22 protein-coding genes are annotated in these 19110 nt (G+C 63.1%); 8 read left to right on the top strand and 14 right to left on the bottom strand.

Annotation, left to right across the window (positions count from 1 at the left end):
- Positions 1-93 precede the first annotated feature (93 nt).
- Both R3P93_RS21900 and R3P93_RS21895 read left to right on the top strand, forming a co-directional pair.
- Complete coding sequence (locus tag R3P93_RS21900; RefSeq protein WP_317534078.1) at positions 94-915, top strand: hypothetical protein; 822 nt, start codon at positions 94-96, stop codon at positions 913-915.
- Positions 912-1289, top strand: coding sequence for a DUF6941 family protein (locus R3P93_RS21895; RefSeq protein WP_149407822.1), 378 nt, complete (start codon positions 912-914; stop codon positions 1287-1289). The genes R3P93_RS21900 and R3P93_RS21895 overlap by 4 nt, the downstream gene beginning before the upstream one ends.
- 2 nt (positions 1290-1291) lie before the next feature.
- On the opposite strand, the gene R3P93_RS21890 is transcribed toward R3P93_RS21895, so the two are convergent.
- The 6 genes from R3P93_RS21890 to R3P93_RS21865 form a co-directional block, all read right to left on the bottom strand.
- Complete coding sequence (locus R3P93_RS21890; protein ID WP_317534077.1) at positions 1292-2125, bottom strand: HpcH/HpaI aldolase/citrate lyase family protein; 834 nt, start codon at positions 2123-2125, stop codon at positions 1292-1294.
- Positions 2122-3285 (bottom strand): acyl-CoA dehydrogenase family protein, encoded by a 1164-nt coding sequence (locus R3P93_RS21885; protein WP_317534076.1) that lies wholly within the window; start codon positions 3283-3285, stop codon positions 2122-2124. Before R3P93_RS21885 ends, R3P93_RS21890 begins: the two co-directional genes overlap by 4 nt.
- Positions 3286-3324: 39 nt before the next feature.
- Positions 3325-4695: an MmgE/PrpD family protein gene (locus R3P93_RS21880; RefSeq protein WP_317534075.1), complete on the bottom strand. Its 1371-nt coding sequence runs from the start codon at positions 4693-4695 to the stop codon at positions 3325-3327.
- Positions 4692-5909 carry a CaiB/BaiF CoA transferase family protein gene (locus R3P93_RS21875; protein WP_317534074.1) on the bottom strand — a complete coding sequence of 406 codons (1218 nt, stop codon included), beginning with the start codon at positions 5907-5909 and terminating at the stop codon, positions 4692-4694. Before R3P93_RS21875 ends, R3P93_RS21880 begins: the two co-directional genes overlap by 4 nt.
- Positions 5906-6454, bottom strand: a complete 549-nt coding sequence (locus R3P93_RS21870) for a MaoC family dehydratase (RefSeq protein ID WP_032379726.1) — start codon at positions 6452-6454, stop codon at positions 5906-5908. The genes R3P93_RS21875 and R3P93_RS21870 overlap by 4 nt, the downstream gene beginning before the upstream one ends.
- 131 nt (positions 6455-6585) lie before the next feature.
- Positions 6586-7320 (bottom strand): FadR/GntR family transcriptional regulator, encoded by a 735-nt coding sequence (locus R3P93_RS21865; protein ID WP_317534073.1) that lies wholly within the window; start codon positions 7318-7320, stop codon positions 6586-6588.
- 351 nt (positions 7321-7671) lie between these two features.
- Between R3P93_RS21865 and R3P93_RS21860 the strand changes: the two genes are divergently transcribed.
- Genes R3P93_RS21860 through R3P93_RS21845 form a run of 4 tightly spaced genes read left to right on the top strand, consistent with a single transcriptional unit; the run spans position 7672 to position 11143 of the window.
- On the top strand, positions 7672-8661 hold the full coding sequence (locus R3P93_RS21860) for an ABC transporter substrate-binding protein (protein ID WP_317534072.1): 990 nt from the start codon (positions 7672-7674) through the stop codon (positions 8659-8661).
- Positions 8662-8691: 30 nt separating this feature from the next.
- Positions 8692-9501 (top strand): ABC transporter ATP-binding protein, encoded by an 810-nt coding sequence (locus R3P93_RS21855; protein ID WP_317534071.1) that lies wholly within the window; start codon positions 8692-8694, stop codon positions 9499-9501.
- Positions 9498-10322 (top strand): ABC transporter permease, encoded by an 825-nt coding sequence (locus R3P93_RS21850; RefSeq protein ID WP_243595433.1) that lies wholly within the window; start codon positions 9498-9500, stop codon positions 10320-10322. The genes R3P93_RS21855 and R3P93_RS21850 overlap by 4 nt, the downstream gene beginning before the upstream one ends.
- Complete coding sequence (locus R3P93_RS21845) at positions 10322-11143, top strand: ABC transporter permease (protein ID WP_317534070.1); 822 nt, start codon at positions 10322-10324, stop codon at positions 11141-11143. The genes R3P93_RS21850 and R3P93_RS21845 overlap by 1 nt, the downstream gene beginning before the upstream one ends.
- Before the next feature lie 86 nt (positions 11144-11229).
- Here R3P93_RS21845 and R3P93_RS21840 read toward each other — a convergent pair whose 3' ends face one another.
- The 6 genes from R3P93_RS21840 to R3P93_RS21815 form a co-directional block, all read right to left on the bottom strand.
- Positions 11230-11595, bottom strand: a complete 366-nt coding sequence (locus R3P93_RS21840) for a DUF6188 family protein (RefSeq protein WP_317534069.1) — start codon at positions 11593-11595, stop codon at positions 11230-11232.
- A gap of 3 nt (positions 11596-11598) precedes the next feature.
- Complete coding sequence (locus R3P93_RS21835) at positions 11599-12714, bottom strand: hypothetical protein (RefSeq protein ID WP_317534068.1); 1116 nt, start codon at positions 12712-12714, stop codon at positions 11599-11601.
- A 135-nt stretch (positions 12715-12849) separates the two neighbouring features.
- On the bottom strand, positions 12850-13155 hold the full coding sequence (locus tag R3P93_RS21830) for a WXG100 family type VII secretion target (protein ID WP_317534067.1): 306 nt from the start codon (positions 13153-13155) through the stop codon (positions 12850-12852).
- Complete coding sequence (locus tag R3P93_RS21825) at positions 13148-13456, bottom strand: WXG100 family type VII secretion target (RefSeq protein ID WP_317534066.1); 309 nt, start codon at positions 13454-13456, stop codon at positions 13148-13150. The genes R3P93_RS21830 and R3P93_RS21825 overlap by 8 nt, the downstream gene beginning before the upstream one ends.
- 146 nt (positions 13457-13602) lie before the next feature.
- Positions 13603-14247, bottom strand: coding sequence for a vWA domain-containing protein (locus R3P93_RS21820; RefSeq protein ID WP_317534065.1), 645 nt, complete (start codon positions 14245-14247; stop codon positions 13603-13605).
- A gap of 78 nt (positions 14248-14325) precedes the next feature.
- A complete protein-coding gene (locus tag R3P93_RS21815) occupies positions 14326-14949 on the bottom strand; it encodes a DUF4352 domain-containing protein (protein WP_317534064.1) in 624 nt (207 codons plus the stop codon).
- Between the two features lie 135 nt (positions 14950-15084).
- On the opposite strand from R3P93_RS21815, the gene R3P93_RS21810 reads away from it, so the two are divergent.
- Complete coding sequence (locus R3P93_RS21810) at positions 15085-16320, top strand: sensor histidine kinase (protein ID WP_394855345.1); 1236 nt, start codon at positions 15085-15087, stop codon at positions 16318-16320.
- Between the two features lie 38 nt (positions 16321-16358).
- Positions 16359-17012, top strand: a complete 654-nt coding sequence (locus tag R3P93_RS21805) for a response regulator transcription factor (RefSeq protein ID WP_317534062.1) — start codon at positions 16359-16361, stop codon at positions 17010-17012.
- Positions 17013-17131: 119 nt separating this feature from the next.
- On the opposite strand, the gene R3P93_RS21800 is transcribed toward R3P93_RS21805, so the two are convergent.
- Both R3P93_RS21800 and R3P93_RS21795 read right to left on the bottom strand, forming a co-directional pair.
- Complete coding sequence (locus R3P93_RS21800; protein WP_317534061.1) at positions 17132-17686, bottom strand: hypothetical protein; 555 nt, start codon at positions 17684-17686, stop codon at positions 17132-17134.
- A gap of 96 nt (positions 17687-17782) precedes the next feature.
- Complete coding sequence (locus tag R3P93_RS21795) at positions 17783-17950, bottom strand: hypothetical protein (RefSeq protein ID WP_317534060.1); 168 nt, start codon at positions 17948-17950, stop codon at positions 17783-17785.
- Positions 17951-19110 lie beyond the last annotated feature (1160 nt).

Here is a 19110-nt window from a genome sequence, read left to right as displayed (position 1 = left end):
CCGTCCATCGCGACCATCGCAAACGTGTCCAGAAGACGACCTGCGGTTCGGCTCGTTCCGTCGTCGGTCCCACATTTTTCCTATGCTGTGCTCGTGCCCTCCGACCGAACAGACAGCAACCTCGCTCGCGTGATTCCACTGTTCGGTCGCCGGGGATCCCGTACCACCGACACGGAATTCGCCGACGACATCGAGCCGACAGTCGAGTCCCCGGTCGAAGGACTAACGCCCCACGATATCGAGCTCACACCACCGACCGCCGAGGACGAATTTGCAGCGCTGACCGCATCGAAGCCGATAGCGCAGCTTCGTTCGCTCCTCGACTGGCTCGGTACGTCACGACCGATCACCGGCACGGGTGTTCCCCGGCCCGGGTCGGTCAGCGAGCTGGCGGAGGCCGTCGGGGTGGATCTGGACGCGCGAGCGCGGAATTCACGATCCATGCGCGACATCCGCGACTTGATGACATTGTGGGATGCGGCGACGGCGGCCGGATTGATCGAGTTGACATCCACTACGGCGATACGCGGCCCCTGGGCCGACGAGTTCGCCCACTCACTTCCCGGCTCGCTGGCCGCCCACCGGACGGCTCTCTCGCACGTCGTCCGCCGGTACTTCCACAGCGAGGACCCGCGCCGCCAGTCGCAAGCCCCCGATGTCGTTGCCGGACAGATAGTTCTCGCCGCGATGACGGGCACTCCACGGAAGCGGCTCCCGGAGGTCGGTTCGGCCCACTCCGGGGATCTGTACGAACACATCATTGCGTTGATGCTCCGCGGCCTACTGGACCAATTCATCGCCGACGGGTGGCTAATCTGCGACGGGATATACGAGGTGCCGGCACCCTTGCGACCGACCGTCCTGGACGCCATGAAGTCACTTCGATACTACGAAACGGATGGCCTCAACCGATGATCATCACCGGATTGTTCTTCGCCGAGTATGCGCGAGCCTCAAACGACATGCTCGACATCCTCGGCGGCGTCTGGGATACCTGCACGGTTCCCCGCCAGTCCCGCATGCTCGAATGCCGACTGGTCGCACTGCTGCAGACGGGACCCGATGACATCGGTAAGGACTTTCCCGCGACTCTCGAAGTGCTCGACGCACACGGCGAACACATCGTGAATCAGCGTGGCCTGCAGATCCCCGGTGCCGGCTTCACCGGCGAGAATCGATTCTGGTTCCTGCCGATGCAGATGGTGTTCCGCGACGAAGGTCGGCACAACTTCATCCTCAGCGCCGGTGGGGCCACAGCGAGCGTCGGGCTTCGCATTGCCTTCGGCTGACGTCAGGTGCTGATCGACTCCCGCGCAGCAGCTCTGGCGACCACTCGACGAGCGGTTCGGGCCACAGCTTCGTCGATCAGGAATCCCTTGCTGTCGACGGCCACGCCCGAGGTTGCACGTTCCAAGTCGGCCAACAGTTCTTTGGCCTCGCGGACTTCCGTCTCCGACGGCACGAACACCGTTCGCACCGGCGCGAGTTGAGCCGGATGAATACATGCGCGGCCGACAAAACCTAGACCGGCCAGAGTGCGCGTATCGGCCTCGAACGCGTCGGCATCTCGGAAGTTCCGTGACACTGCCGCAGGCGGTGGATCGATACCCGCCGCCACGCTGGCTGCCACCACCTGCGCCCGAGCGAACGACAGCGCTTCCGCAGAGCCGTCGACGCCCAGATCGGCGGCGAGATCCACCTCACCGATCTGAAGAAACTTGACCCGAGGCGCACGGGCGATCTCGAGAGCAGCGAACACCCCTGCGGCCGTCTCGATGAGGGGCGAGACCACCGCGCTGCTGCCACCCAGAAGGATGCCAGCCTGCTCGATCTCGCCGGCAGACGAGACCTTCGGCAGCCAGATACCGGTCAGGTTCGGATGCAGCACCGCACGAATATCGTCCTCCTGCAACGGCCCTGGGTTCACGCGCACCCAGATCTGCACGTCACCCGGATCGCAGGACGCGACCCACTCGGCCACCGTTGCACGGGCATGATCCTTGTTGGCCGCAGTGACGGCGTCTTCGAGATCCAACACCACCGCGTCAGTGCCCGATGCCAGTGCTTTGTCGAAGCGCTCCGGCACGTCCCCTGGAACGTAGAGGTACGTCAGAGCGGACCTCATCCAATGACTCCCGTACCCGCGACGAGGGATTTGGCGATGACGGTACGCATGATGTCGTTGGTGCCCTCGCCGATGGCCATCAGCGGGGCGTCGCGGTAGAGGCGCTCGACGACGAATTCTGTTGAGTAGCCGTAGCCACCGTGGATACGCATGGCTTCGAGGCTGGCGGTGATGGCGGCCTCGGAGGCGAAGTACTTCGCCATGCCCGCTTCCATGTCGACGCGCTTGCCCGAATCTGCCTGCGATGCAGCCCAGTACGTCATCAGCCGTGCTGCCTGCAGCTGGGTCGCGATGTCGGCGATCTTGAGCTGAATCGCCTGGAACTCGGCGATGGGCTGACCGAAGGCGGTGCGCTGCTTCGCGTATTCGAGCGCAGCGTCGTACGCAGCCTGTGCGATGCCGACACTGCGTCCGGCGATATTGAGACGGCCGATCTCGAGCCCCGACAGCGCCTGCTGCAGACCACGGCCCTCGACACCACCGAGCAGTGCGTCGACGGGAACGCGCACATCGGTGAACGTGATCTCACACGACTCGGTGCCCTTGTAGCCGAGCTTGCCCATGTCGCGCTGGACCTCGAACCCGTCGGTCGTGGTGTCGATCAACAGCAGCGACATGCCCTTGTGTGCCGGCGTCGTCGTGCTATCGGTCTTGACCAGTACCGGTAGCACATTCGCGTGTCGGGCGTTGGTGATCCATGTCTTCGCACCGTTGACGACGTAGTGGTCGCCGTCGCGATTGGCGGTGGTCTTGATGCCCTGCAGGTCGGTTCCGGCACCGGGCTCGGTCAGGCCGACTCCCGTACGCCATTCACCGGACGCGAGCTTGGGCAGCAGTGTCTTCTTCTGCTCCTCGGTGCCGTGCTTGCCGATCATCCAGCACGAGAGGTTGTGGCTGCCGAGAATTCCGGCAACGCCCATCCATCCGCGGGCGAGCTCCTCGTACACCAGGGTGAACGAGACCTTGTCGAGGTCGAGTCCGCCGTACTCCTCCGGCGTCGTGATCCCGAACAGGCCCATGGCCTTCATGTGTTCGACGATCTCGGTGGGGTACCGGCCCGTCTTCTCCCACTCGTTCGCGACCGGGATGATTTCCTTGTCGACGAAGGTGCGCAGTGCTTTCCGGAAGGCCATCTGCTGTTCGTCGTACGTGAAGTCCATGATGAAGTCCTGTCGATTGGGGTGTCGTCGATCGAAGTGTCAGGGTGCCGGCGCGATGGCTGCGGCGAGATCGAGAATGGGGGCCAGGTCGGGTTCGTCGACCAGTCCGAGGATGCGGTCGGCGAGCTCGGCGGCACGAGAATCGTTGCCGCAGTTGGCGACAAACTTCTCCAGCAGACGGTCGTCGCTCAACGGGAACCCGGCCGAGCCTTGGCTGCCGCCGACGGAGGCGTCGAGTACTCGTCCGTCGGTGAGCGTGAGAACCGCCCTGCCCGACGCGGCCGCCGCGGGAACCTCCGACGGGAGGTTGGTCACACGCACTTTGCGGGCGGTGACGAGAACATCCTCCCTCGCGATGGATTCGTCGGTGTAGGTCGAGACGGTGATCGCTCCGTCGTGCAGTAGTGCGGCGACGCTCCAGGGCAGATCGAACTTGCCGTCGTAGGTGCTGCGCGGTGACGCAACCCCGGTGTTCGGGCCACACACGAACGGGCTCGAATCGGGGTGAACGAACACCTCGATGTCGGCCACGTCGCTCGCCTGGACCGCACTGTCCCCGAGCGCCTTCGACACTGCGTCGAGCGTGACGTGCATCAGCTGGCAACTGGGGTACGGCTTGATGCCGATTCGGGTGGCTTCCCACCGCATGCCGAGTCCTTCTGTCAATGCCGCGAAGTTCGTCGGCCGATCGGTCAGCGCCGCGTAGATGCCGCGTCGACCTTCGAGAACCGAGGACGGTCCGGTGGCACCGGCGGCCGCGAGCCGGGCAGCCAGCACACCGTTCATGCTGGCCGATCCGGGATGCAGTGCCTTGGTGTCCGCGTCCGTGTCGAGGAACTCGAGCAGTCCCGAACTAGACGATCCGGCGATACCCAGAGCGTTGACCATCGTCTCGGTGTCGAACTTCGAGAGGTGTCCGGTGACGAGTGCGGCTGTCAACGGTCCTACCGCTGCGGTTGCGTGTACACCCCGGGCATGGAACCCATGGGGACTCACTTCGCCGAGACGGCAGGCGGTTTCGAGGCCCAGAGCGGCGGCGGTCAGCACATCGGCACCCGAGGCCGACACCTGCTGCCCGACGGCGAATGCCGCAGGCAACGACACCGCTGTCGCGTGGACCAGCGCACCGGCATGCGTGTCGTCGAAGTCCAGAGAGTGGAGCATCACCCCGGTCGCGAAGGCGGCGGCCGGCGCGGACAGGCCTCGGGTGCCGGTGAGCGGCCGCGCTTCGGGTGGCCCACCCAATGTGTCGGCCACCGTCCAGCCCGGTCGGCCGTAGCCGAGGCGTTGGGCCGCAACGGTATTGCCGACGCCATCGAGTAGGTGACGCGCGGCCGCGTGCCGGACGTCCTCGGACAGATCGGCGACGGTGACACTCGATGCCCACTGCGCCAAGATCGTCGAGGTCACGCCCGCACCTCGTCCTTCGCCGTGCCGAAGGCGCCCTCCGCCTTCAGTTTCGCGACGCGTTCGTCGTCGTAGCCCAGTTGGTCGCGCACGATGTCGTCGAAGTGCTCGTTGCGCTGCGGCGCACGGCGGTACTGCTTGGCCTCAGAACCGAAGTTCACCGGGGACGCGACTTGACGCACCGTGTTGTAGACCGGATGCTCGGTCTCGACCACCAGATTGCGGGCGATCGTGTGCGGCTCGGTCAGGGCGTGCTCGACGTCGTTGATCGGGCCGGTCGGGACCCCGGCAGGGCCGAGCTTCGAGAGCCAGTGCTCGACCGTGTTGGTGGCGAACACCTCTTCCAGGATCGGCAACAGTACGTCCTGGTGCTTGCCGCGCAGCGAGAAGTTGCTGAACCGTGGATCGGCACCGAGGTCCGGTCGGTCGATGGCGACGACGAGCCGGTCCCAGAACTTCTCCTTCGCGCAGCCGACGATGAGCCAGCCGTCCGTTGCCTCGAACGCCTGGAACGGAACCAGGGACGGGTGAGCGGAGTTCTTCGTGCGGATCGGCTCGAAGCCTGCGTTGAGATGCCACGTCGCGGGATACGTGAGCAGAGACATCGCCGTGTCGTACAGCGAGACGTCGCAGTCACCGCCGATGCCGTCGCGTCGCGCAGCGTGCAATCCCGACAACAACGAAATGGCGGCGACGAAGCCACCGGAGTAATCGACCAGCGACAGACCGGATTTCGTAGGCGGACCGTCGGGATCGCCGGTGACGCTCATCCAGCCGGCGAGGCCTTGCAGGATGTAGTCGTAGCCGGGCTCTTTCGAGCGCGGGCCGGTCATACCGAACCCGGTGAGGCTGCAGCATACGATCGCGGGATTGAGGTGCTTGAGCTGGCCGTAGGTGATGCCGATCTTCTCCGGCACGTCGCCGCGGAGGTTGGAGTAGACGGCGTCGCTGGTGCGGACGAGGTCCTCGAACACCGCTCGCCCACTGGGCGTCGAAAGATCCAGCGAGAGAGAGCGTTTGTTGCGGTTGAAGCTCTCGAAGAACAGCGAGTCCTCGCCCTCGTTGTAGGGCGGGACGTAGCGTCCGACGTCGCCGCCGACACTGGGGTCCTCGATCTTGATGACATCCGCGCCGAGGTCGGCCAGATGCAGGCTGCCGAACGGGCCCGCTCCGTACTGCTCGAGCGAGATGATGCGGACGTCTTCGAGTGGCCTCATGCGTCGGAATCCTTAATCTGGGGAAGTTCGAGCGGGCCGTTCTGCGCTTCGGGGAAGTAGTTCTGCCCGATGCCACTGTCTCGGGTGGCGACCATGACCGACCGCTTCCACGAAATGACCTCAACGCCATCCTGATTGAGGCCGCGGGTGATCATCGAGACGATGCCGGCGTAGGGGCGCGACTCTGACTTACGCAGTCCGGTGCAGATGCTTTCCGCGTACAGGGTGTCGCCCGCGTACACCGGATGGGACATCTTGATGTCGGTGAAGGCCAGGTTCGAGATTGCGTTCTGACTCATGTCGATCACCGAAAGTCCCAGTACCACAGAGACTGTGAAGCCGGAGTTGACGATGACCTTCCCATCGGTGATGGGGTTCTGCGACGCCAGGTGCGCATTGAAGTGGTTCTGGTTGGTGTTGAGCGACAGCAGCGTGATCCACGTGTTGTCGGTCTCCGAGATCGTCCGCCCGAAGGGATGTTGGTAGACGTCCCCCACGGCGTAGTCGTCGAAGAAGCGCCCCAGAACGGCCGGATGGATTGCCACCGTGTCTCCTCGTGTCGGTTTGGCGAGTGCCTTACCTAGACCATAAACATCAGATGTTTACGGCGTCAAGGGTTCAGCGAAACCGATAATCGACGGACTTCAGGCAGACCGACTCGGTAAAGAGCAGATGTTTACGGGTTGCGGAGGCGATCCATCTGACGGTAGGAGTCCCCGAGGTGGTCGAGGTGCTTGCGCATCAGGTCCATCGCAGCCATCGAATCACCGGCGGCCACCACGTCGCGCAGACCCCGGTGGTCACTGTCGACGCATTGCCAAAAGCCCTCGGGTGCGTGATCACGCCCGAATCGTCCGGACAGAACACGGAACACGGGCGCGGTGATGAGCTCGAGCAAAGGGTTGTGCGCGGCGCGGAGCAAGACCAGATGAAATTCCTGGTTCTTGGCGAAGGTTTCGGGCCCCTGCACTTCGTTGGGGTCGAAGATCGACGCGTTGAGCTGTTCGAGATGCTCGTCGGTGCGGCGGAACGCAGCGATGCCGGCGGCCGGCACCTCCATCAGGTTGCGGACTTCCATCAGCTGGTCGACAGTGACGGTCTCCGCGGCAGCCATCAGTGCGACACCGGTTTCCAGATGCTCGCTGATGTGCCCGACGCTGGGGACGGCGACGAAGCTTCCCCCGGTGACGCCACGTGTCGTCTCGATCAGGTTCTGGCTGGCCAGGGATCGGAGAGCTTCACGAATGGTGCTACGCCCGACGCCGAATTCTGCGGTCAGCTCCGCTTCGCCAGGGAGGCGCTCACCAGGCTGCAGTTCGCCGGACAGGATGCGGGTGCGCAGATGTCCCGCAAGGACCGCATATGCGGGGACGCTCTTGACTGTGCCCTTGAGCGATGCCGATTCGGCCACTTCTCCCCCTGTATCTCGACGACGGCTGACGATCGGCTCGAGCCTAGCGTGGCCGAACTTTCGACATGCACCGATCGCATGCATGGTGCCCATTGCGTCAATGCCACCGTCATACATCTGATGTTTTCGACCAAAACTGTCCGAATCTGCGCATCGAGACGCACATACACGCCCCTTGACGGTCTATATATCTTATGTTTAGGTAGATCGCAGCTGTTACTTAGGTCTCACCACACCTGAGGTTGTGGCAGCCGACATTCCAGACCTCGGCAATGCGCGGACTACTTCGATCCGTGCGACGCCGATCATCCAGCGAGGACGCAGATGCATTTACGCCGAGCCACGTCCATCATGGCAGTTCTGACACTGTCCGCCGCATTGGTGGCCTGCGGATCAGATCCCGGTCCCGACGCGGACCCCGCCAACCCGGTCACGATCGACGTCACCGTCTCGGCAGCAGCCGAAATCTACAGCATCCCTTGGCTTGTCGCTCAGCAGCAGGGACTGTTCGAGAAGCACGGTGTGATCGTGGAGAACATCGTTCCGGGCAAGGGCGGCAGCGCGACCATGCGCACACTGCTCGACGGCAACATCCCCATCGGTGAAGTCAGCTACCCGTCGATCGTGCAGGCGGACGCGGCCGGCTCCGAGCTGCGCATCGTCGGCGGTGGGACGCAGGGGCCGTACCCGATGAACTTCTACGCGCTCGCCTCGAACCCGAACATCAATTCCATCGAGGACGTCCGCCGGTGGGCCTACACCCGGCCCAACTCGGCGTCCGACGCCCTGACCCGCCTCATTCCCTCTCTCGCGGGCGTCGACGCCGGCCAGATCGAGCGGGTTGCCTCCGGCGGAATCGGCGAGGGCTTCGCACTTCTCGAAGCCGGCAACGTCGATATCGCCCTCGTCCCCTCGATCGTCGCCGAACAGCGACCCGAGGACTTCAAGCTGATCGTCAGTAGTCCCGACTACATGTCACGGTTCCTGCAGTCGACGATCACCACGACGAAGGACTACGCCGCGAGCAACCCCGGGGTCGTGCGCGCCATCAACGCCGGCTACACCGAGGCGGTCGCGTCGATCGAGGCCGATCCTGTTGCCGCTGCCCAGATCTACGCGAACTACACGGGATTCGACGTCGAGTCGGCCACCGCAGTGGTCGAACGCGCGTCCTCGGTCGGCACGTGGGGCGGCGGCTTCGATACAGCGTCCGTCGAATCCGCCCAGGACGGCGTGGAAGCGTCGGGGAGCGATCGCGTACCCAATTTCTGCACTCTGTTCGACCCGGAGTTCCTCGCCGAAGGAGTCGAGAACGATGTTCCCGGCGACTGCGACTCCTGACAGCATTTCCCACCACCAGAAGGTAGCGACGTGACCCAAGCAGCGACTCGACCCCGCCCCGACACCACCTCCGCCATCGCCGTCGCATCGTCGGTGTCGCGACGCTTCGGTGATGTGACTGCCCTGCACGAGATCGACTTGTCCATCGGCCGAGGCGAATTCGTCTCAGTCGTCGGCCCCAGTGGCTGCGGCAAGTCCACTCTGCTCGAGGTGTTCGCCGGTCTACAGGATCACGACGGCGGCACCGTGCACGTCGACGGCCAACCGCTGACCGGCCCTCGGTCCAAGACGGCAGTGATCTTCCAGGAATCGGCGACGCTGCCCTGGCGGACCGTCCGCGACAACGTCGCGTTCGCTCTCGAAGTCCGGGGTGTCGGGAAGAAAGAACGTCGGTCCCGCGCCGACGAGTTGCTGAACACCGTGGGGCTGAGCAAGTTCGGCGACCACTACCCCACCCAGTTGTCCGGCGGTATGCGCCAGCGTGTGGCCATCGCGCGCTGCCTGTCCATGGAACCCGACCTCATTCTCGCGGACGAACCGTTCGGTGCACTCGACGAGCAGACGCGGTTGGTCATGTCTTACGAGCTACTCAAGATCGTCGAAAAGCTCACGTGTGGAGTCCTGTTCATCACCCACAGCATCCAGGAAGCGGTACTGCTGTCCGATCGGGTGCTGGTGATGAGTGCGCGGCCCGGTCGATTCATCGACGAGGTGGACATCGACCTCCCGCATCCACGGTCCGAAGACGTACTGGCCAGTCCCGAGGCTATCGCTCTGCACGAACGTATTTGGTCGCGGCTGCGGGACGAGGCCAAGAAGACGATGAGCATCGAACCATGAGTGCCCCCACGCGCGAGAGCACACGCGCCTCCGTGGTCCCCGGATACATCCGGCCGGCCCCCTCCAGACAACTCGGTCTCCCCGCATGGGGATGGACCGTGCTCATCCTCGTCGCGGCACTGGTGGCCATCGACATCTCCGCACGGTTCTTCGCCTCACCGCTGGACATCGTTCCGGTGACCGACATGATCTCGACGTCGCTGAGTCTGCTGACCGATCCTGACTTCCTGATCGACGAGCTGGGACGGACGCTCGGGATCATCGTTCTGGCGTTTGTGCTCAGTTCCGTACTCGGCGTCGCCGCCGCCTACGTTCTGTGGCGGTACGAATTGTGGGACAGGGCGTTTCAGCCTTATCTGAACGTCTACTACGCCGTCCCGACGTTTGCGCTCTACCCCATCATGGTGGTGCTGTTCGGTGCCGGTGTGGCTCCGATCGCCATTCTGTCCACCATCTTCGCCTTCGGTGTGGTGGCGTTGAACGCACGTACCGGCTTCAATGCGGTGTCGCCGATCGTCACCAAGCTCGGCAAGACACTGATGCTCACACGGTGGCAGTACTTCCGATCGGTTCTGCTTCCGTATGCGTTGCCGAGCATCGTGACCGGACTCAAGCTGGGGCTCTCGTACGCCGTCATCTCCGTGTTGGCCAGTGAGTTCATCCTGTCGACGCAGGGGCTCGGACACTTCATCTCCATTGCCTACGACGGGTTCGACATCGCCGACATGTATGCCGGGATCCTCATCGTGGCGCTGATCGCTCTGCTCTCGACCTCGCTGATCTCGCTCGCGCTCAACCGATTCGATTGGAGGCGCCGCTGATGAGCAGCACCTTGGACAGAGTAGCCACCGCCCCCACCGCTCCCCCGAAAGCCGTCTCGTCCGCGGGCCGAACCAACGCTCGACGGTTCCTCCCTCCGGTGGTCGTGGCGGTCCTCGCAGTCTTGATCTGGTGGATCGCGGCCGTTCTGGTCGACAGTCTCATCTTCCCGACGCCTGCCGAGGCCATGGCTTCGCTCGTCGAGGACCTGGGCAAGGCAGACTTCCGCGCCAATGTCGGCGACTCGCTGCGCATCCTCGTGCTCGCGTTTCTGGCCAGCACGGTCGTGGGTTCCCTGCTGGGTCTGACGCTGGGACTGAGTCCGTTCTGGACCCGAACCATCGCCCCAATCGTTTACTCGATCAACAGCATCCCGAAGATCGTCCTGTACCCGATCTTCCTGTCGTTCCTGGGCATCGGCGCACTGAGCCGGTTCGGATTCTCTTTCTACGCCGCCTTCATCCCGATGTTCCTCGTCGCCGTCGAGGCCACGGCATCGGTCCAGAGAATCCACCTCAAGATGGCAGCGTCACTGCAGGTGAGCTGGCCCAGGTTGATACGTCAGATCGTCATCCCCGCGGTCTTGCCCGCACTGGCGACGGGTATGCGCATGACCTTCGGTTTGGCGTTCCTGGGACTGCTTCTCGCCGAGATGTTCTCGTCGTCCAGTGGCATCGGCTACGAACTCCTCCGCAACGTCAGCCTGGTGCGGATGGAGAACATCATGGGCACGGTTGTCTTGATTCTCGTGATGGCACTGCCACCCACCATCGCCCTGCAGTGGTTGGAAACCCGCATCACCTCAAAGTACGGCGGTCGGTGATCCGATCAAGTCCAGGTAGGTTCGTCATCCGCGTGGCAGGCCGGCCGGCTATGGCTTCCAGACTGTCCTTGCCGGTCCCGCTCCCTTCAGTCCCAGACTGTGAGCCCGCCGCCGGCCACACTGACCGCCTTGAAGCCTTGGGGTGCCGCAACGGTCCATGCTTCGAAATCGGGGTCGAAAGGAACTACCAGACTTGTGTGGTCGGCAAACTCGATCCGCAGGTCGCCGTCGTCGGAGGCGTGCGCGCGTACGACCTGTCTGCCCTCGAGACGCCTGACAGCGGTGTTTTCGGAGAGCGATGCGTCGGGCGCACCTTGGAACCCGTCGGACTCAGGCTCATCGAGCCGAAAAGTCGATTCGATACGTAGTTCGTAGTCATGATTCGTACGCAGCGCGAGGGAGAACCCGAACTCCAGAGACGCGATCACTTGACCTACCAGAGGAATGTCCACGTGCTACCACCCTCTCGGGACTGAAAATGAGCCGTCCGGCTCGATGGGAAAATGAGTTTCAGGGTTGGGCCCCGGTTTACCGTCCAGGTTGACGGGCTGACCGTGTTCGTTGTAGCAGCGAACATACCCGTTCGGGTACCGCGCGGTCGGATCCATGATCCGCATTGAATCGGAATTTCCGGAGGATCCCGGCTTCTGCCACATCTCGCCCTTTCCATTCCTCACGGGGGAACGTACCCACCCGGTAGGAACATGCGGCGGCGGTCCCACCGGAGCAGGCTTCGTCCGCCTTCCCAGATCCTTGATACGTCCTAGAGTTGCACGCAGCCGCTTGAGGTCCTTAGCGAATTCAAGCCTGGTACGCAGACCTTTGGCTGATTTCCAGAGGACGATGGCCTCTCGGACGATCTTGCCGTATTTCATCATGGCTCTGGTCGACGCACCGGCACCAGCAATAGCCCCGGCCCCAAAGGTGATGAACGAGGCCGCGACTGCCACGGCTACGGTTACCGCAAGTTCTCTAGCAAGCTCAGTGAGGATCGACTCGAGATCCTCACGCAGTTCTACTAACGACGCCTTGTATTCGGCGCACGCGTCGCGCAGTTCAGCTGCTGCCGCGATCAAGTCGGATGCCGCTGTGCCCAACTCACGCAAGTCGTCATCGATGAATTCGACGTCGGGGCCAGTTGTATCGGCGAACAACGCTGCCGCGGCAACGAGATCATCTGGCAGATTAGTCGATCCGCTGCCCGTAGCGAGGACGTTCCACGCCCCCAAGGCGAGCTCCAGTTTGGCTGTGTCACCGTCTGGAATCGGTATTCCTATCTCCCCGACCAGCCCGAGACCGTCATCGAGCAGCCCTTCACCGGTTCCCCCTGCCGCCGGCGCTGGTGTGAGAACGGCCGTTTCGATGTAGTTCGGTAGCTCAGGCATAGTCGGCAGGCCACTTGACTGGCTGGCTGCCCACTCCGCGACGGCGTAGTTGTAGCCCGCCTGGGTCAACACGTCGCCGTAGTTTTCGAGCGCTTCCACCAAATCGTTCGCACCGAAATAGAAGTCGTTGACATGCTCGTCGTATCTTCCGGCCCAGGTGGCACCTTCGGGATAGGCGCCTGCCATCGAGCCACACCGATCCAACACACTCCCCGCGGAGCGCACTGCGTCGCACAGGCCCGATGCCACCCTGAAACACACGTTGGCGGCAGCGTAGTAGGTGTTGGGATCCACATGAATTTTATTCGGAGCCACAGAAGCTCATTCCCGCGCAAGCATTTTCAAGTTGGTTGCTACGGCATCCGAATACTGGTGGTGCGCGTTTCTGAGGCGCGCCTGAACATCGGAAATTGCGTCGGTCAACTCACTCACTGCGGTATGCCAAGCATGGTGTCGTTCGGTGTAGGCGTCAGCTGACTCACCGGTCCAACACGACCTCACACTCGCTGCCTGCGCGGACAGCTCAGCCACGTTTCGATCAACAGACTCGATCAGCCCGTCGAGCCGCAAGACCAAAATTTCAAGATCGCCCAGCTGGACGGCGAACTCAGCTTCGGGTTCAGTCAAGGTCGAGAACCGATACGCGCAGTTCGATCACATCATCTGCATCGACATACTCCCGAGCTGCTTGCTCGAGATCGACTGCGATCGATGCGAGCTCCTGTGTCACAACCCGGGCACGACTACACAGCTCCTCCCAATGAGCATCGAACGCACTACCGGAAGCACCGACCCAACCATCGGCCACACGTTCGACATCAGGTTGTACCGAACTGAGTGCGCGAGCAAGCTCATCGGCAACACGGTAAGTCGACCGACACAAACCACGTAATTCCCCCAACACCACCGACAACGGTTCAGATCCCATCAAAACCTCCCCCAGCAAACGTCCAGAATCTGTTGACCTATCGAGCCGCTGCCTGTTAGACGCAGCAGCGCCGTGCGCGGTTCCACTCGGATGGCAGTCGAGAGTCTGCAGCGAGTGGCCACGCACCTGTCCGTCGCCGACCGCTCCTACTCCCCTCGCGCTCGTCTCCGGTCCGCTGGAGTGAAAGCCGACACCGAACACGCATCGACACCAGCCGATCGCTTCCGGTGCTGATAGTCCGCCACCGAATCGAAGGCTGCAGTCACACCAACGGACGTCGAGACGTACGTCATCGACTTGTCCCGCTGAAAACCAAGATCGGCACCCACCTCGACGGCATCGATGTTCGATCCCAGAAACACGAAGTCCCAGTTGAAGACGGCTTCCTGCCGCTGAATAAGCTCCCGCACAGCAGACTTCGTCCACTCCCGGCTCGCGTTCTCGTGACCGTCCGTCATCACGAGCACCGTCACCGAACCTGGACGCTCGTCCTCCGGCATCGCGGCCAGACCTGCGCCGACCTCGCTGACGAACCGGCCGATCGCGTCGTACAACGCGGTGCTGCCCCGCGGCTCGAGCACGAGCGGAGCGACGTCCTCGATGTGCGCGTTGTCGTAGACCAGCTCGTACCGGTCGTCGAACTGCGCGAGCGTGACCACGGTCCGACCGGCGGCCTCACGCTCCTTGGCGACGAACGAGTCGAACCCGCCGCGGGTGTCGTCAGCGATGGAATGCATCGAGCCGGACCGGTCGAGCAGAGCAGCAACAAGAGAGAGTTTCGGGTTGGTCATTGTTTCCTTCCGTAGGACGCAGCCTGAGCCGCGTCGGATGAATTAGATTGAGAGAGAACGGAGAGCGATCGGTGGCGGCTACCGCAGCGCGACCGTCGTGCCGCCCGAGAACGCCGAATCGTGCAGCTCGATTTCCGCAGGCACGGTTCCCACGGGGACGTCGAACACGACGGTTGTATCCAGCGCATTGCCTGGGTTGATCTGCTCGTAGCCGATGCCCTCGTCGAGGTAGGCAGTCGCGAGGCTGTCGACCGAGTACTGCTTGCCGTCGGCGTCGAGCAACTTCTGCGAGGAAGCGTCCAAGCTCTGCGCACGATCGCCGATGTTGCGCACGGTCATCGTCACCTGAACGAACTCGCCCTGTGCGGTCTGCGTCAGGTATTCCGAACCGACCGTCGCGACGGGTGGTGCGACCGCGGTGACGACGAACTCGAACTTTCCGTCGCGCACTGGGACGCCGATGCCCGGCTGAGTCGGCTCGGCCGGGGCCGCAGGAGCCGCTTCTTCCGACGACGGGGAACCGGCCGGCGCGGGAGCTGTCGGGCTCTCCGACGAGCCACCACCGATGAGCCGAATGAGGACACCCAGCACGACGATAGCCAGGATGACGGTCAGGATCTTGTGTCGGGCAAACCAACTCTTCTTCTGCTCGGGAGCGGGCGGGGCGTACTGCTGCTGGGGGTTCGGGTTGTGGTTGGGCATGTCGAAATTCCTCTCGTTCGGCGATGCATCAACCACACCGCAGTCGGCCCTGTCCGCGCCTCGGCTGACCGGTCGGTATGCCTCCTCCTTTCGGTCGCATCCGATGGGCCATGCGGGCCGTTCGGACGATTCGCCGTGTCGGTGCTCGGCCGTACGCTTCTCCTCGTGAGCACCCATCGGACAGGCACCCTGCGCCGCAAAGCCTGGACGACGGCGGCGGTGGCCTTCAGCCTGTTCTGCTCGATGATGACCGCCGGGTTGGCGGGTGCGTCCGGGACGCCGGGGTGGAACCTGGGCCTCGGCGTCGCGCTCAACCTGATCGCAGGCGTCGCCTTGATCTGGCGACACGAACGGCCATGGGTCGTTCTGGGACTGGCGTTGGCCGGGCCGCTGTTCTTCGCCACCGATGCGACGGCAGCGTTGATTGCTCTGTTTGCTGTCGGTGCGTTCGCGCGAACCAAGCCGCTCGTGATTGCCGCAGTCGCTGTGTACGTCGCGTGCGGGGTGTCGTTGACGTACGACGCCCATCGCAGTCGGTACTACTCCGTCCTGACCATCGGTTCGACGAAGGCCGAGGATGGGTCCATACCGGTGGAATGGGACGTCCCGGCGTGGATTCCGTGGGTCGTCGCGGCAGTGCTCGTCGGGTTGGTCGTGGGCGGAGCAATACTGCGCCGCACGCGATCCGACCTGACGGAGGCTGTGGTCGCGCGAGACAAAGTGACGGTGGAGTCCAACGCGCTCCGTGAGGAGATGCTGCTCAATGCGGAACGTGCCCGCATCGCCCGCGACATGCACGACACCCTCGCGGCCAGCCTCAGTCGCATCTCGCTGTTCGCAGGCGGAATGCAGGTCAACAGCGCCGATGGGCCCGAGAAGGTAGCCCAAACTGCGTCGCTGATTCGGCAGACCGCCCACGATGCACTCGATGAACTCAAGCGCATCATCGGCGTACTGCGCGGATCGGCGGATGCCTCGAGCGGTGGCCGGCAGAGCGTCGAGGGCATCTCCGACCTGGTGCACTCGGCGCTGGACGCGGGCTTGCACACGTCACTGATGCTCGACGTGACGCCAGGTGAAATTGGCGCTGCGAGCAGTCATGTGGCGTATCGGGTAGTGCAGGAATCGCTCACCAACGCGCAGAAGCACGCTGGCGGTTCGACGATTCGGGTGGCGGTGCACGGGTCCGATCAGGCGGGTGTTCGTGTGGACGTGCGCAATCAGCTGATGGGGCAACCGGCGTTCGAGCATGGGTCGGGCACGGGGTTGGCCGGTCTGGCCGAACAGGTCCGCGGAGTGGGCGGTACATTCGCGGCCGGTGCGCAGCCGGGCGAATTCGTGGTGGCGTGCTGGTTGCCGTGGTACTCCTGACGGGCAGTGTCTGAGTCGCGTTCTAAGCTCAGCGAACCATGACAGCGCCAGCCGCAATCACCGTTCTGATCGTCGACGACGACCCCTTTGTTCGACGTGGTGTGTCGGACATCTTCGCGAAGACCCCGGACATTTCGGTGGTGGCCGACGTGGAGGACGGCGATCAGGTGCCTGCTGCAGTGGCGGCGTACCGGCCGCACGTGGTGCTGATGGATCTTCAGATGCGCCGGGTCTGCGGACTGGACTCCACCCGAGAGTTGATGACGCTGGCCCACCCACCGAAGGTCATTGCGATGACGGCGATGGATGTGGACAATCTGGTGGTACTGGCCATCGAGGCAGGGGCGCACAGCTTCCTGAGCAAAAGCGAGGCACCCGAGACGTTCCATCAGTCGGTTCGAGCAGTGGCATCCGGCAACACGTTGTTCAGTGAGGATTCGCTCCGGAAAATTGTGGCGACGTCGGTGTTGCCTGCGGCATCGACATCGGCGTCGATGGACGTGCTGAGCCCGCGGGAACGAGATGTGCTGCGCATCTTGGCTACTGGCTCGACCAATGCGGATATTTCGTCGGAGCTGTACCTCAGCGAGACGACGGTGAAGACCCATATCTCCGGGATATTTGTGAAACTCGGTGTGCGCAATCGAGTCGAGGCGGCATTGGCTGCCTTCCGGGCGGGGATGGTCACGTGAGTGAGCCGAGCCACGGTCGCTGACCGCAATCGAATTCGCTTCGCACAATTTCTGCTTCAGACGTACGAATTGCCGCGAGGGAGCCGTGAATGCATTTCTACCGTCAGAGAGCCACAGTGCTACTTCCGGATCCGGGGTCCGGTGAGGTCAAAAATCCACCCCAGAATCCACAGCACCGGGATGGCTACCGCCACCGCGATGACAACGAGAAACACCGTTCCGACAGTCTCCAGGTGCGTGAGAGCCCACCCCAACGCTATGAGCCCGAGCAACACCCCGACCGCATAGACGCCGATACGGTCGAGCGTGCGACCCGCGATCACCGGGGCACGGCCGAGGCGCCGCAACTCGCCCTTCGAGGTGAGTGTGTAGAGGCGAATATTGTTCTCACGCGCGAACCGTCGCGCCTCGGTGCTGTACCCGCCGTGCGCAGTGTGGAGTCTGACCTTGTTCTTCATCCGATCGAGTAGATAGACGTCACGATGTATGGCGTGCAGTGTGTCGACCTCGACGGGTCTCGAAGAGACTGTTCCTCGTCCGATCACTCTCTTACCGTCGATGTGAAAGGTCTGATCCGCAGTGCCTTTGCGAGTGCTGGCGTCGGCGAATCCCAACTTCTGTGCACTGCGTCGGACGGGCTCTCGGACATCGCGGCGGGTTAGCGGCACATTCATGACGGGAAGCACTTCCTGGACGACGATCATTGCTTGATCTCGAGATCGTAGCGAAGCCGACCGACGCGCGAACGCAGCGCGGAGATGTTCGCAGGGTCAGTCGTACGTGACGAGTTCGCAATGTTCCTTCTCGAACTCGCGCGCTCGCAGCCGGCGCTTGACGGTCGGTGCACTGGTGCGGTGCGTCAGATCCCACCAACCGTCCGGCTGCAGCGTCCAGGTGTATCGGTGCCCGTTCCAAGTGGTCTGTACCTCAATGGTCACCCGGTCCATGGTGTACCAACCGCGTCGGCTCGTCGAGGTTGTCGTGCTCCCCTGCTGGCTGGTGGCTCTTCTACTGGGTTTCTCGCCACCGGTGCAGCGAGAACCAAGGTCGGCCCTTTTGATGCTCGGTACCTACCGCGGACGATTGTCAAAGCGTGCAGCTCAGCTAAATTAGCTGGCTGTCGAGCAATGCTCGCTCGTCCAGAATCTCGGCCCGAATCGGGTGGTTAGCGTCGACGCGCATAGTCGCGGCAAACACATTCCCCACACCGTCAGGATGGGACTCCAAGTCCAGTCGACTCGACAAGCATCTGCGACAAACCTGTCGGTGCCCTCGTGTACCCATGGAGTTGCAGCCAGTCCGGTAGTCCGGACTCCGCTCTCGCCGACTTTCTCGGCAACACCTTCGCTCCACATAGAGGAGAACTATGGAACAAACACGCCTCGGGCCCAACGACATACCCGTTGGAGATCCCGGATTCGTGGTTGTTGTCGAGGTCGACCATCCATTTTCGGACCTCACGCCCCAACGGCGTACCGAACTGCTTCGCAGCGTCGACATGCAGTCAGCACAATTGGAGGAGTCCGCGTTCGGGAATGCCCGGGTTGTCTTCCACACCGCCCACTGTGGATGGTGGGACGCAGGACGCCTCGCCCTCCGAACAGAAGAAAACGTCCGCCTGACGTGGCCTACCGTCGGGATCGAAATCTGCCGCGCCGACGTGTGGTCCGACGAACCGTTCTTCGATCACGAGCCCCACGGTCTCGGCGAATTACCCGAGTGGTGCCATCGGAGCGATCCACGACGCCATTCGACGGTGATCGTCGAGGTCGAACCCGAAGGCAAAATACCTCCCCGCCTCCGAGACTCCGATCTGGTGACTGTCATGTACACGCCGCGGGACGCACGGACGAGTCGCTCCTGCGCCGGCCGACCACAGATGATCGTCGAGCAGCATTTCCATGCTGCCAGCGCCGCAATGTCGACGGCCAAACCTGCGATTACGATCAGCATGCATCGATCGATCACCCGCATTCGATCCGTGCGATCCGACATCTATCGCGCCGAGGTTTCACATCGGGGGGAGTGTCAGATTAACGGTGGATCCGACCTTGGCGTCGGTTAGTTTCCGTTCGGGGTGATGCGTCCTTCGAAGGTG

The sequence above is a fragment of the Rhodococcus cerastii genome (assembly GCF_033042195.1).
GTDB lineage: Bacteria > Actinomycetota > Actinomycetes > Mycobacteriales > Mycobacteriaceae > Rhodococcoides.
This window is presented reverse-complemented; position numbering and strand designations above follow the sequence as displayed.